Below are 14,054 nucleotides of genomic sequence, written 5' to 3'. Positions count from 1 at the left end.
ATCCGCGCATTTCGGCCCTTCTAGGCCCTGTTCCAGGCTATGCGGCCGCTATATGGTGGCGCCCTGCGATAGATCAACCCGGCTCGCCCCGGTAGGTTTCCCGGCAGCTTCGGGCAGGGTGGGCCGGTTCGGTAAAGGACGTAGGTAAATGGAAATCAGATCGGAGCAGCCTGCCGATCCGCTGGCGCTCTTCGCCGTCTGGCTGGCCGAGGCCGAGGCCTCGGAGCCCAACGACCCCAACGCCATGGCGCTGTCAACCGTCGGCGAGGACGGCATGCCGTCCTGCCGCATGGTGCTGCTGAAGGGTTATGACCGCGACGGCTTCGTGTTTTACACGAACTACGAGAGCCGCAAGGGCCGCCAGCTGTTGGCGACACCTAAGGCGGCGCTGCTGTTCCATTGGAAAAGCCTGCGCCGCCAAGTGCGCATCGAGGGCGCGGTGGTGCCGGTCGGCGATGCCGAGGCGGACGAGTATTTCGCCAGCCGCCACAAGCAGAGCCAGATCGGCGCCTGGGCCAGCCAGCAGTCGCGTCCCCTGGAGGGCCGCTTCGAGCTGGAAAAGCGCGTCGCCCTCTACGCCGCCAAGTACGCCCTCGGCACGGTGCCGCGCCCGCCTCACTGGTCGGGTTTTCGCCTGACCCCGCGGCTCATCGAGTTCTGGCAGGATGGCGCCTTCCGCCTGCACGACCGCCTCGTCTACAGCCGCGGAGAGGGGGGGGCGGAAGCCGGAGCGGAAGGCTCCGTGAGCGGTTGGACCACGGAGCGGCTCTACCCGTGAGCGGAGGACCGGATCAGCCGGCCCGGAAGGACGCTGCGGCTCGCGTCGGCGGGCCGGAGGCAGCGCGGCTGCTGCGTCTGGCGACCACCGCCTCGGTGGCCACCGCCTGCCTGCTGATCGTGGTGAAGCTGGTCGCTTTCGTGGTCACCGACTCGGTCAGCATCCTGTCGACGCTCATCGACTCGCTGCTCGACGCGGCGGCATCGATGATCAATCTCATTGCCGTGCGCCATGCCCTGGTCCCGGCCGACCGCGAACACCGCTTCGGCCACGGCAAGGCGGAGCCGCTGGCCGCCATGGGGCAGGCCGCCTTCATCACCGGCTCGGCAATCTTCCTGGTGATCGAGGCGGCACCGCGCTTCTTCACAACCCACGAGGTGGCGCGTAGCGAGATCGGCATCGCCGTCATGCTGTTCTCGATCGTCGCCACGCTCGCCCTCGTGGCCTTACAGCGCCACGTCATCCGGCGCACCGGCTCGCTGGCGATCAGCGCCGACCAATTGCACTACACCGGCGACGTGCTGGTGAACGGGGCCGTCATCGTGGCGCTGATCCTCGCCGCGCAGCTCGGCTGGCACCTTGCCGATCCGATCTTCGGCATCGGCATCGCCGCCTACATCCTCTACAACGCCTGGCAGATCGCCAGCGGCGCGCTCGACATGCTGATGGACCGCGAGCTGCCGGAGGAGGAACGCCACAGCATCCGCGCGGCGATCCTCGGCCACCGCGGCGTTCTGGGTATCCACGACCTGCGCACACGTGCCTCCGGCCCGCAGATTTTCATCCAATGCCATATCGAGCTCGATCCCCATCAGAGCCTGGTGCAGGCTCACGCCATCGCCGATGCGGTGGAAGGGGACCTGCGCGAGGCCTTCCCCGGCGCCGAGGTGATCGTGCACCAGGATCCTTATGAGGGTGGCCCGGACCGTGGCGACGGGATTAAGTCCGCTTAGCGCCAAAGAGGTCCTGCTTGACTCAGGTCAATGCCGGCGGACGCCGTTCGCCCTCTCATTGAAACGAGTTAGAAGCAGTTCTTTCGTTTCCCACCTTAAGCCAAGGAGCCAGCCATGGATTGGGCCGCCATTCTTGCCGTAACCGACGGGGCCGCCGGCAGCGACGCGGCGATGGCCGCGGCGATCGACCTCGGTCAGCGCTTCGGCGCGCGCGTCGAAATGCTGCATGTGGCCAACGACCCGCGTGACCTGCTGCCTTACGTCGGAGAGGGCATGTCCGGCACCGCCCTGGAGCAGGTCATGGCGTCGGTCGAGGCCAGCAACGCCCGGCGCCGCGAGGCGGTAGAGACGAGCTTCAAGCGCCTGTGCAGCGGCCTGCCCGCAGTCCAGGCCGACGAGCCGGTCGAGGCGGGCAAGTTCGCGGTCTGCCTGCACGTCACGGTCGGGCGCCAACCCGAGGAGATCGAGCGCCTGGGGCGCCTCGCCGACGTCATCGTGATGCCGCATCCTTCGCTGACCGAGGGCGACGAGTCGGCCTCGATGGACGCCGCGCTGTTCGGCACCGGCCGTCCGGTGATCGCCGTGCCGGCGGAAACCAAGAAAGGTTTCGGTAGCAAGGTTGCTGTCGCCTGGGACGGCTCTCGCGAGGGGGCGATGGCGGTCACCGCGGCCTTGCCGCTGCTGAAGCAGGCCAGGGAGGTGGTGGTGATCACCGCGCGCGAGGACGACGATGTAATCGAGCCCAGTGCGCTGGCGCGCTACCTGGCCGGTCACGGCATCACGGCGAAGACCTGGGCCTATACCCCGGGCAGCGAGTCGATCGCCGACGGCCTGCTCGGCCAGGCCGATCATGCCGGGTCCGACTGCCTTGTCATGGGCGCCTATGGCCACAGCCGCCTGCGTGAGCGCATCCTGGGCGGCGCCACCGAGGGCGTCCTGCAGCGTGCCAAGATCCCTGTTCTCATGGCCCACTAAGGCCGCTTCGACGGCCCGGGGCGCGGCGCGGATTTGCGCTGCCGGGCTGCATCAGCCAAGCTAAGCGCGGTCCGGCCGGAATGTTGGCCGGCCGTGCGTGTCAGGAGGTTTTACGTGAGCGTGAAGAACATCCGGTTGGAACTCGCCCGGGATCACGACTTTCCGAACGGCAGCGCGGAGCACGGCTATATCATGAAGGCACCCCTTACGCCGGAGGGTCACATCGATGCGGAAGCCTGGCGCCACGCACGCGAGAGCTGCACGGTGACGCGGTTCTGGCAGGGCGAGCCCGACGAAACCGGCCACCTTCGCCACACCCGCGGCGGCAATTGGGCCTTTCACTACGACGTGAAGGGCGATCCCGATGACGACGAGACCGGGTTCAAGTTCGAGTCGCACGTGTTCAAGGAAGGCGAGTACGTGTCCATTCGCGAGCACGACGGTGATCTGCGGACCTTCCGCGTCGTCTCGGTCCGCTGAACGGGGGCCCATTTCTTTCCTGGCGCCGCCGGTCTGCCGGAGTAAGATCGCGCCATGAGCGACACGACCAACGGCCAAGCCCACCAGCAGTCCCAGCAGCCTCAAGGACAGCGTCAGCGCGTGGTGCTGACCGGTGCCAGCCGCGGCATCGGCCACGCCACGGTGAAGCGTTTCAGCGACGAGGGCTGGGAGATCATCACCTGCTCTCGCGAGGAGATTCCCGCCCACTGCCTGCGCGATCCCAATTGGACCCACCACATTACCGCCGATCTTTCGGACAAGAAGGCGGTCGCCGCTTTTGTGGCCGAGGCCAAGGAGATCATCGGCGACGGGCCGGTGCATGCGCTGGTGAACAACGCGGCGGTGTCGCCAAAGACGGCTTTCAAGGAGCGCCTCGGCTGCCTCAACGGCAGCCTCGACCTGTGGCGCGAGGTCTTCGAGCTGAACTTCTTCGCGCCGCTGGCGCTGGGCCGGGGTTTCGCCTCGGCCCTGCGCAAGGGGCCGGGCGCCATCGTCAACATCACCTCGATCGCCGGCCATGGCGTGCATCCCTTCGCCGGCTCGGCCTATTCGACCTCCAAGGCGGCGCTCTCGGCCCTCACGCGCGAGATGGCGGTGGAATTCGCCGAGCTCAACGTGCGGGTCAACGCCGTGGCACCCGGCGAGATCGAGACCGAGATGATCGGCGAAGAGTACGAGGCGCTGATTCCGCGCATCCCGCTGCACCGCATGGGCCGGCCGGAGGAGGTCGCCTCGACGGTTTTCCGCCTCTGCACCCCGGACTTCGGTTACGTCACCGGCACGGAAATCTTCGTCACCGGCGGCCAGCACCTGTACTGAGCGCGTTACACTGCGGTGACATCCCGGCGCGCGTTGGCGGGATCGCTTGCCGCTATCTGGTCCCGGGAACCAAACTCCGCGACGGCAGCTGGGCTGTGGCAGGAAGGCGACCCTCAGCCGACGCTGTCGCGCAGCTTGGCGGTCCAGGCCAGGCGCGCGTTGGACTGGGCAATTTCCAGGTCGAGCCACTCATGCAGATAGCCGGCTTCCAGGTCCTGGTGTTCGCGTAGGTCGATCAGACGCGCCAGTTCGCGCTCGCAGATGTCGTGCAGCAATTCGGCCTGGACACGCCGGTCGGACGGCGCCATCAGGTGCAGGAAACGCATCTTCAAGGCGACGATCAGCTTGTTGATGTCGCTGATCTGGGGGCGCACGTTGGCGGAGAGCAGCCGCAGCAGCTCGGCGCGGCCCTGCTCGGTGACGGTCAGCAGCTGGTTCTCATTGTTTGGATCGTTGGGGTCGTCGGCGTCGGGCACCCCGCCCTCGTTCTGCACCAGACCCTCGACCTTCAGCACCTCCAGAGGGGCGCCGACGAGGTCCAGCGAGGGGCCGACGATGCGGCCGGTGAAGTGCCGCACCTCGCGCGCCAGCGCGGCATAGCTCATCGGCTTGCTGGCCAGCATACCCAAGGCCAGCAGCCGGACGGCTTCACTGGGGATCAGGGTGTTGTCGCGATACATCGGCGGGTGGTTCCAGTGCAGTCCCTGCGGGCCGGGCGGCTGCCCGGCAAGAAGGAATATAGGCGACTGCGGGTACTTTGTCCATAAAGATGCAAATGCGAAGCATTCTCAGCTATATCTAAGGGGGGCAGGGCCTTGGGGGGACCGGTGGTGGGGCCGGCGGGTTGCTGTGCCGGGGGACTTTACTGGGGCGACATGCCGCGCATGCGCTCGTTGCGCCGGCGTAGCAGTTCTACCGTCGTCAGCAATATGATCGAGAACGTCACCAGGATCGTGGCCACCGCCAGGATGGTCGGGCTGATCTGCTCGCGCAGGCCGGAGAACATCTGCAGGGGAATGGTGCGCTGGTCGAAGTCGGCCAGGAAGAGCACGACCACCACTTCGTCGAAAGAGGTGATGAAGGCGAAGAGGCCGCCCGAGATCACGCCCGGCAGGATCAGCGGCATGATGACCTGGAAGAACACCGTGGTCGGCGAAGCGCCGAGATTCTGGGCGGCACGGATCAGGCTCTGGTCGAAGCCGATGAGCGTCGCCGTCACGGTGATGACGACGAAAGGCGTGCCGAGGGCGGTATGGGCAAGGATGATGCCGAGATGGGTCTGCGCCAGGCCAATGGAGGAGTAAAAGAAGAACATGCCGGTCGCGGAGATGATCAGCGGCACGATCATCGGCGAGATCAGCAGACCCATGATGATGGACTTGTAGGGCGTATAGGGCCGGCTCAGCCCGAGAGCCGCGAGGGTGCCGAGCACCGTCGCCAGAATGGTCGAGGCGATGGCGACGATGAAGCTGTTCTGCAGCGAATGGATCCACTGCGGATTGTTCACGAAGTCGCGGTACCAGCGCAGGGAGTAGCCTGCCGGATCGAAGCTCAGCATTTCCGGCGTGAAGGTGAAGAAGGGCACCGCATTGAAGGAAAGCGGAATGATCACCAGGATCGGGGCGATGAGGAAGAGGAAGATCGCCGCGCAGATCACCCGGTAGCTGTAGTACCAGGTGCGCTCAAGCGGGCCGGCGTAAGCAGGAAGCGCCATTTTTCTATCCCAGCTTCATTTTGTCGACGCCGACAAGGCGGTTGTAGGTGAAGTAAAGCCCGATCACCAGGCCGAGCAGGATGACACCGAGGGCGGCGGCCAAGCCCCAGTTCAGCGACGACTGCATGTGATAGGCGATCTGGTTGCTGATCAGGGTGCCGGAGGTGCCGCCGACCAGGGCCGGGGTGATGTAGTAGCCGATGGCGAGGATGAAGACGAGAATGCTGCCGGCGCCGATGCCTGCCACCGTCTGCGGCATGTAGATGCGCACGAAAGCGGTAAACTGGTTGGCGCCGAGCGAGCGCGCCGCGCGCATGTAGCTCGGCGGGATGGTCTTCATCACGCTATAGAGCGGCAGCACCATGAACGGCAGCAGAATATGCGTCATGGCGACGATGGTGCCGACCTTGTTGTGAATCAGTTCGAGGCGGCCGTCGTCGGAGAGGATGCCGATCCATACCAGGACGCTGTTCACCACGCCCTCGGACTGCAGCATCACGATCCAGGCGGTGGTGCGCACCAGCAGCGACGTCCAGAAGGGCAGCAGCACGAGAATCATCAGCAGGTTGCTGTAGCGCAGCGGCATCGTCGCCATGAGGTGGGCGATGGGATAGCCGAGCAGGATGGTCAACCCGGTGATCAGCAGGCTCATCCACAGGGTGCGGATGAAGAGATCGACATAGATCCGCCGGAACTCCGGCTGGGCCTCGACTGCGCCTTGCGGATCGAACCGCAGGTCGAGAGAATTCAGGTAATAGCCGAAAGTGTAGGGGGAACTGAGGCGCTTCAGCAGCAGCCAGGTTTCCGGCTTGCCCCAATCTTCGTTGGCATCGATCAGGCCTTCTTTAAAGGCACCGCTCTCGATGATCCGGTCGACGCGGCGCGAGGTGCCCATGACGGTGCCGCGCATGCCGCTGATTTCATAGTTGAGGCGCGTGGCGACCTTGCCGATCTCCCTGCTCTCGCGGCCGTCTCTGAGGTCTTCGGCCAGCGCGGCGAAAGCCGACTCCGGCGGTAAATTCTCACCGTCCCAGTCGGCGAGGGCCTCCACGGTTCTCGGCAGGTTATCGGGCACCACCGAATTGTCGATGCTGCGCAGCGACATATCGACGATGGGAATGAGGAAGCTGAAGAGGATGAACAAGAACAGCGGGGCAATGAGGCCGAGGGCCATCAGCCGGTTGCGCCTGAGCGCGCGGGCGATCGACACTTTCAACGGCGTGCCGTCGGCCGTCCGCATAACGTCGCGCGGGTCCGATGCTGCCTCTGCCATATCCCGTCCGCTTTTGATCTTTGAGTCTTTAGGTGCCGGGCAAGCCCGAAGGGAGTGGGGGATGGACGCCGTCCGTCCCCCTGCCTGCCCTTACTGCTGCAACCAGGCTTCGAACCGCTCGTTCAGTTCGTCGCGGTTATCGGCCCACCACTGGAAGTTGGTGAGGAAACCCAGTTCCGCGTACTTGGTCGGCATGTGCGGCTCCATGTCGATGCCGAGCTCAGCGTGCGTGCTGACCAGCGGCAGAGAGGACTTGCGGGCCGGGCCGTAGGAGATGTACTTGGCCTGGTCTGCAAGGCGCTGCGTGTCCGTCGCAAAGCGCATGAACTTCAGCACCTCATCGATGTTCTTGCCGTCGGCCGGAACCGCCCAGCCGTCGATGTCCAGCACCTGGCCGTCCCAGATCATGGCCAGCGGCTGCTTCTCTTCCTCGATGGCAGAGAACAGGCGGCCGTTATAGCCGTTGCCGAAGACAACTTCGCCATCGGCCAGCAGCTGTGCCGGAACGGCACCCTCGGTCCACCAGATCACCTCGCTCTTGATGGTGTCGAGCTTGGCGAAGGCACGCTCGATGCCCTCCGGCGTGTCGAGCACGTCGTAAACCTCGTTTACCGGAACGCCGTCGGCGATCAGGGCCCACTCCAGATTGTTGACCGGAGAACGCTGCAGGGTGCGCTTGCCCGGGAACTTCTCCAGGTCGAAGACGTCAGCCATGGTCTTAGGCTGCTCGCCCTTGAACGCGTCGGTGCGGTAAGCGAAGGCGAAGGAGTAGATGATCTGCGGAACGAAACAGTCGGAGACCGTCCCTTCGAGGAAGTCTTCCATCGGCGGCGTGCCGTCGGGCGCGGCTTCCAGCATGGCGTTGTGGTCGAGTTCCATGAACAGGCCCTCGTCGCAGCCGCGGATGGCGTCGGCAACGACAACGTCGACCAGATCCCAGGTCACGTTCCCGGCTTCCGCCTGGGCACGCACCTCGGCGAGGCCGCCGCTGTAGTCGAGCGAGTTCAGCTGAACGTCGGGGTTGGCCGCCATATAGGGCTGGTGGTAGGCCTTCAGCTGGCTGGCTGTATAGGCACCGCCCCAGGAGACGACGTTCAGTTCTACCGCCTGCGCCGAGGCGGCGAAGGCCAGACCGGCGATGCCGGCGAGGCCGATGGTGGTGTATCGCAAAGTCTTCTTCATTTAATGGTTCTCCCTGTTGTGGATCACCGGGCGTTGCCGGCAGTTTGGCAGTGCTTTGAACCTGCTGCCTCCGCGAACGGCCCCCCCGGCCTGATGGCGAGGCAACCTTGCTACCTCATATATAGCTCCCGAGACCTCATGCGTCCAAGGCTCGGCAGTCTTCCAAGGCCCAGCCGACGCGGACCGCGCCGCCTTCGTCGATGATGGCGTGGCCCTGTGCGTTGGGGACTTTCACCACGAACTGATCGTTTCCGGCGAAGTTCACCCGCGTCCTGATGTGATCGCCCAGGTAGATCAGTTCCTCGACCTTGGCCTCGAAAGTGTTGGGATATTTGTCCGCCGGCGGATTGATCAGGACCCGCTCGGGCCGCAGCGACAGGGTGGTCCTGTCACCGGGCCCGCCGATGTTGACGGCAAGCGCCTCGACATTGCCGCCGCTGTCCAGCTCGACGGTGCAGCTCTGGCCGTTCACCGCCGTTATGCGGCCCGAGAGCTTGTTGTTCTCGCCAATGAAGGCGGCCACGAAGGCATTCTCCGGCTCCTCGTAGAGCTTGGGCGGCGTGGCGAGCTGCTGGATGACTCCGTCGTCGAAGACGGCGATGCGGTTCGACATGGTGAGCGCTTCGGACTGGTCGTGCGTCACATAGACCACCGATACGCCAAGGGTTTCATGGATATGCTTGATCTCGAACTGCATTTCTTCGCGCAGGTTCTTGTCCAGCGCGCCCAGCGGTTCGTCCATCAGCACCAGATCCGGTTCGAAGACCAGGGCGCGGGCCACCGCCACGCGCTGCTGCTGGCCGCCGGAGAGCTGGCTCGGGCGGCGGTTGTCGTATCCGTCAAGACGAACCATCGAGAGGGCCCGCTTGACCTTCTCCTCCGCCTCGGCCTTGCCCATGTGCCGGACCTGCAAGGGAAAGGCCAGGTTCTCGCCCACCGTCTTGTGGGGAAACAGGGCATAGTTCTGGAACACCATGCCAATGCCGCGCTTGTGCGGCGGTACGTTGTTGATCGGCCGGCCGTTCAGCAGAATCTCGCCGTGGGTGGCCGATTCGAAGCCAGCGAGCATCATCAGGCAGGTCGTCTTGCCTGAGCCCGAGGGGCCGAGCATGGTGAGGAACTCGCCCCGTTTGATGTCTAGATTCAGGTCTTTGACGACCAGTGTTTCTCCGTCGTAGCTCTTCTGCACGCCGACGAAGCGAACTATAAAGTCCTCGTCTCCGCTTGCCACTCGCGGTTTCTCCCTGCGCCCCCAAGTTACTATTAGTATAACCACAAATGCTCGAGCTGGATGCCTGATGCCTGTGGTTCTTTGTATTATGGAGCGAAGCCTAGCTGATCGTATCGGGGGATGAAACCTTGAAAAAGGGAACGCGCCACGGTGCACGGAAAGGTTGCGATTCCCGTGGGTCTTCTCGGATTATTGGTGGCAAGAGCCGGCCGCCGAAACGTTCAGCGCGCGAGCCAGGCGTTGAAGCGTGCCACCAGTTCCGGACCCCGCTCGCGCCAGAACAGCGCATCGTTACGCAGGGCGGACGCCAGGTTCTCTTCCGTCGTGGGCAGGAAGTCGGCCATCTCGACGTCCGCATGGACGTAGCTGCCGACCTCGGCGACCGCCGAGCGACGCACCGGGCCGTAGGGAATCCAGCGGGTCTGTCGTGCCAGGGGCTCGGTGCCGGTGGCGAAGCGGATGAACTGCTGCGCCGCTTCACCATTGGGCGCGCCGGCGGGGATGGCCCAGAGGTCGATGTCCCACAGCTGGTGATCCCAGATTAGCGCGAAGGGCTGCTGGCGCACGGCGATATCGGCGAAGGCCGGCGCGTTGTAGGTCGAAGTCATGATGACCCTGCCGCTCGCCAGCAGACGTCCCGGCTCGCGCGGGTCGTTCCACCAGACGATCTCGTCGCGGATGCTGTCCAGCTTGGCGAAGGCGCGCGTGACGCCGGCCTCCGTGCGCAGCAGGTCGTAGATCTCGGTCGGTGCGGCGCCGTCGGCGAGCAGCGCCCATTCCAAATTGGCCATCGGAGTGCGGCGCAGGCCGCGGCCGCCGGGGAAGCGATCGGTGTCGAAAAAATCCTGCAGGGTGGTCGGGCTGGCATCATCGGCGCGCACGCCGTCCGGGCCGGTGCTGTAGGCCAGCAGCATCGACCATGCCTGGGAGCCGACGGCGCAGGGTTGCAGGGTGCCCGGCAGGAAGTCGGCGCTCGCCACGGTGCCATCGGACGCGGCGGGCATCATGAAGGTCATCTGCTGGAACAGCCCCTCCGCGCAGCCTTCGGCGGCATCGACCGGATCGACGTCAACCACGTCCCAGGTGACTTCCCCGGCCTCGACCTGCGCACGCAGCTGGTCCAAGCCGCCGCCATAGACCTTGCGGCTGATCTCGATGCCGGTGGTGCGGGTGAAGGGATGATGGATCGCCTCTTCCTGACTCTGCGAATAAACGCCTCCCCAGGACACCACCACCAGGGGGCCCGTCGGCTTGGCCGGCTCGACTTCGGGCGTGTCGCCGCTCGACGCGGCGGCGGCGGCCGGCGCCGGGCCGGCGCCGCTCTCAACCGGCGTGGCACTATCCACACTGTCGGTGGACGGTGCCGCGGACGAGGCCGCAGGAACCGTTTCGGGCACGGCCCCGGTGGCCGGGTCGGCGGCAGGAGGCGTCTCGGTTGTCGAGTCCACGCTGGCGCCGGCGGGGGCATCCTGGGCCCGCACGGGACTGCCTGTCGTCGCCAGGACGGTTCCCAGGAATAGAACGCCGATCAGGCTGGCGGCGTGCCTGCCGTTGGTCATGTGCTTGCTCTCCCCCAACTGGCGGGCCGGCATGGATTCCCCCCGGCGGCCCGCGGTCTGCGCAGCGCGAACCTAGCATTGCCCGGCAGGCCGCGCGGGGCAATGGCGCCGCCCCGACCGCGCTGTAACAATTGTGGGTTGGGGAGCGTTTGCTGGTGAGAGCCGAAAGGGGGCTGGAAGACGGCTAGGCGGCGCGGCGCAGGTTCATGACCTGCCAGATCTCCGTCAGGGCGTCGACCAGGCGGTCCATCTCGACGTCGCTGTGCAGGGGGGTCGGGGTCAGGCGCAGCCGCTCGGTGCCGCGCGGCACGGTGGGATAGTTGATCGGCTGCACGTAGATGCCGTACTGCTCCAGTAGGCGGTCGGTCACGGCCCGGCAGGCGACCGGATCGCCGACCAGCACCGGCACGATATGGCTCTGCGACGGCATGACCGGCAGGCCGGCCTCGGTGAGCCGGCGCTTCAGGGTGGCCGAGCGCTCCTGGTGGGCCTCGCGTTCGGCCTGGCTGTGGCGCAGGTGGGAGACGCTGGCCAGCGCCCCGGCGGCCACCGCCGGCGGCAGCGAGGTGGTGAAGATGAAGCCGGAGGCGAAGCTGCGCACGAAATCGCAGAGGGCGGCGGAGGCGGCGATGTAGCCGCCCATCACACCGAAGGCCTTGCCCAGGGTGCCCTCGATCACCGTCAGGCGGTCCATCAGGCCCTCGCGCTCGGCAATGCCGCCGCCGTGCGGACCGTACAGGCCGACGGCGTGGACCTCGTCCAGATAGGTCATGGCGCCGTGCTTGTCGGCCACGTCGCAGATCTCGGCGATAGGGGCGATGTCGCCGTCCATCGAATAGACCGATTCGAAAGCAACCAGCTTGGCGGCGGCCGGGTCGGCCTCGCTCAGCAGCTGGTCCAGGTGTTCGGGGTCGTTGTGACGGAAGATCGCCTTGCCGGCTCTGGAATAGCGGATGCCCTCGATCATCGAGGCATGATTAAGGGCGTCGGAGAACACGATGCAGTTTGGCAGGCGCGCCGCCAGAGTGCCCAGCGCCGCCCAGTTGGAGACGTAGCCCGAGGTGAACAGCAGCGCGGCTTCCTTGCCGTGCAAGCCCGCCAGTTCGCGCTCCAGCAGCACGTGGTAGTGGTTGGTGCCGGAGATGTTGCGGGTGCCGCCGGCACCGGCGCCACACTTGTCGATGGCGCCGTGCATGGCGGCCAGGACGGCGGGGTTCTGGCCCATGCCGAGGTAGTCGTTGGAACACCAGACCGTCACCTCGCCTTCGCCTTGCTTGCTGTAGCATCTGGCATGCGGGAAGGCGCCGGCATGGCGTTCAAGGTCGGCGAACACGCGGTAGCGGCCCTCGGCTTTGAGGGCAGCCATCTCCTGGGCGAAAAAGCGCTCGAAATCCATGGCGACTCTGATTTCCCGTGTTCCCGGGACCTTAAATTTCCTCAGGGTACCGGTCCCTACCATCGTGCGGCCCTTAGAGGGCCCCGGGGAGGAGCATACTAACAAAATACCCCGGCAGGGCACCCCCGGAAATGGTCCTCATGGGGGTAGGCCTTCCGCGTCAAATCGCCACAGAAAGCCCGTCCCAACAATGACCTGGATCAGTAAATCGGGGTCCGGACGTCAGGCGACCTGCGCCAGGCCCTGTTCGGCGACGAAGGCGGCGGTCTCGTCCAGCGCCTTGCGGAAGCCGGCGAGGACGGCGTCGATTTCCGCCTCGGTGATGATCATCGGCGGGCAGCAGGCGATGGTGTCGCCGAGGTTGCGGAAGATCACGCCGTGCGCCTGGGCGCGCGCCGCGAAGAAGCCGCCGACCTTGCCGAGCGGGTCGAAGGGCGCCTTGGTCGCCTTGTCGGCAACCAGTTCGACGGCGGCGATCAGGCCGATGCCGCGCACCTCGCCGACCAGCGGGTGGCCGGCGAAGGCCTTCAAGCCGTCCAAGAGGCGCGGCGAGACCGCACGCACATGGTCGACGATCTTGCGCTCCTCGTAGATCTTCAGCGTCTCAAGGGCCACCGCGGCGGAGACCGGGTGGGCGCTGTAGGTGTAGCCGTGGCCGAAGGAGCCGCGCTTGGCCGAGTTGTCGGCGATGGCCTGGTAGATGGCATCGGTGACCAGCACCGCCGAGATCGGCATGTAGGCGCTGCTCAACTGCTTGGCCACGCTCATCATGTCCGGCTTGATCCCGAAGGTCTCGCAGCCGAAGAGGTTGCCGGTGCGCCCGAAGCCGGTGATGACCTCGTCGGCGACCAGCAGCACGTCATACTTCTTGAGGACGGCCTGGGTCTTCTCCCAATAGCCGGCCGGCGGGACGATGACGCCGCCGGCGCCCTGCAGCGGCTCGCCGATGAAAGCGGCGACGGTGTCCGGGCCTTCAGCGAGGATCAGTTCCTCCAGCTCGCGGACCCGGCGGTCGACGAAGTCGGTCTCGCTCTCGCCTTCTTCGGCGAAGCGGTAATAGTGCGGCGCGCCGGTGTGGATGATATTGGCGATCGGCACGTCGAAATCGAACTGCGCGTAGGGCAGGCCGGTCAGGCTGGCGGCGGCGACGGTCACGCCGTGATAGCCCTTGATGCGGCCGATGATCTTCTTCTTCTCCGGCCGGCCGATGGCATTGTTGTAGTACCACACCATCTTCACGACGGTGTCGTTGGCCTCGGAGCCGGAATTGGCGAAGAACACCTTGGTGAGCTGAGCCGGGGTGATCTGTACGAGTTTCTCGGCGAGGTCGACCACAGGGGTCGCCGTCTTCTGCGCGAAGGAATGATAGTAGGGCAGCTTCGACATCTGGTTGGTGGCGGCGTCGACCAGGCGTTTCTCGCTGAAGCCCAGGCCCGCGCACCACAGTCCGGCCATGGCCTCCAGATAGCGATTGCCGTCCTCGTCGATCACGTAGACCCCGTCGCCGCGGTCGAGGATCAGCGAGCCCTCTTCCTCGTTCTTGCGGGCGTTGGTGTAGGGGTGCAGGTGATAGGCGATATCACGGCTGGCCGCCGAGTTTGGCCGGACGCTCATGGGGCTCTCCTAAGACAGTGTCGTATCCCGGCTCCGGCGGCGCGGGGCGACGGCCGGTG

At 65.7% G+C, this 14,054-nt stretch carries 13 protein-coding genes; 5 read left to right on the top strand and 8 right to left on the bottom strand.

From position 1 onward, the window contains the following. The first annotated feature begins 154 nt into the window (after positions 1-154). The 5 genes from pdxH (at position 155) to WDC82_RS16345 (ending at position 4,026) form a co-directional block, all read left to right on the top strand. The gene (pdxH, locus tag WDC82_RS16365; RefSeq protein WP_370661560.1) at positions 155-778 is read left to right on the top strand and encodes a pyridoxamine 5'-phosphate oxidase; all 624 of its coding nucleotides are present in this window, start codon (positions 155-157) and stop codon (positions 776-778) included. After that, positions 775-1,731, top strand: coding sequence for a cation diffusion facilitator family transporter (locus WDC82_RS16360; RefSeq protein ID WP_340118430.1), 957 nt, complete (start codon positions 775-777; stop codon positions 1,729-1,731). The genes pdxH and WDC82_RS16360 overlap by 4 nt, the downstream gene beginning before the upstream one ends. Before the next feature lie 114 nt (positions 1,732-1,845). After that, on the top strand, positions 1,846-2,706 hold the full coding sequence (locus tag WDC82_RS16355) for a universal stress protein (protein ID WP_340118429.1): 861 nt from the start codon (positions 1,846-1,848) through the stop codon (positions 2,704-2,706). Between the two features lie 114 nt (positions 2,707-2,820). After that, a complete protein-coding gene (locus tag WDC82_RS16350; RefSeq protein ID WP_340118428.1) occupies positions 2,821-3,186 on the top strand; it encodes a hypothetical protein in 366 nt (121 codons plus the stop codon). 54 nt (positions 3,187-3,240) lie between these two features. Continuing rightward, positions 3,241-4,026 carry an SDR family oxidoreductase gene (locus WDC82_RS16345; RefSeq protein WP_340118427.1) on the top strand — a complete coding sequence of 262 codons (786 nt, stop codon included), beginning with the start codon at positions 3,241-3,243 and terminating at the stop codon, positions 4,024-4,026. A 113-nt stretch (positions 4,027-4,139) separates the two neighbouring features. Here WDC82_RS16345 and WDC82_RS16340 read toward each other — a convergent pair whose 3' ends face one another. From WDC82_RS16340 to WDC82_RS16305, 8 genes are all read right to left on the bottom strand, one after another. Beyond that, entirely contained in the window at positions 4,140-4,706 is a 567-nt protein-coding gene (locus tag WDC82_RS16340; RefSeq protein ID WP_340118426.1) for a hypothetical protein, read from the bottom strand. Between the two features lie 182 nt (positions 4,707-4,888). Beyond that, entirely contained in the window at positions 4,889-5,740 is an 852-nt protein-coding gene (locus tag WDC82_RS16335; protein WP_340118425.1) for an ABC transporter permease, read from the bottom strand. 4 nt (positions 5,741-5,744) lie between these two features. Continuing rightward, positions 5,745-7,013: an ABC transporter permease gene (locus tag WDC82_RS16330; protein WP_340118424.1), complete on the bottom strand. Its 1,269-nt coding sequence runs from the start codon at positions 7,011-7,013 to the stop codon at positions 5,745-5,747. A 90-nt stretch (positions 7,014-7,103) separates the two neighbouring features. Beyond that, positions 7,104-8,195 carry an ABC transporter substrate-binding protein gene (locus WDC82_RS16325; protein WP_340118423.1) on the bottom strand — a complete coding sequence of 364 codons (1,092 nt, stop codon included), beginning with the start codon at positions 8,193-8,195 and terminating at the stop codon, positions 7,104-7,106. A gap of 136 nt (positions 8,196-8,331) precedes the next feature. Then, the gene (locus WDC82_RS16320; RefSeq protein WP_340118422.1) at positions 8,332-9,426 is read right to left on the bottom strand and encodes an ABC transporter ATP-binding protein; all 1,095 of its coding nucleotides are present in this window, start codon (positions 9,424-9,426) and stop codon (positions 8,332-8,334) included. Between the two features lie 221 nt (positions 9,427-9,647). Beyond that, complete coding sequence (locus WDC82_RS16315; protein WP_340118421.1) at positions 9,648-10,985, bottom strand: extracellular solute-binding protein; 1,338 nt, start codon at positions 10,983-10,985, stop codon at positions 9,648-9,650. A gap of 184 nt (positions 10,986-11,169) precedes the next feature. After that, on the bottom strand, positions 11,170-12,381 hold the full coding sequence (gene hemA, locus WDC82_RS16310; protein WP_340118420.1) for a 5-aminolevulinate synthase: 1,212 nt from the start codon (positions 12,379-12,381) through the stop codon (positions 11,170-11,172). A gap of 222 nt (positions 12,382-12,603) precedes the next feature. Continuing rightward, entirely contained in the window at positions 12,604-13,995 is a 1,392-nt protein-coding gene (locus WDC82_RS16305) for an aspartate aminotransferase family protein (protein WP_340118419.1), read from the bottom strand. Between the last annotated feature and the right edge of the window lie 59 nt (positions 13,996-14,054).

The organism is Pelagibius sp. 7325 (assembly GCF_037652055.1).
Classification (GTDB): Bacteria; Pseudomonadota; Alphaproteobacteria; order Kiloniellales; family Kiloniellaceae; genus Pelagibius.
This window is presented reverse-complemented; position numbering and strand designations above follow the sequence as displayed.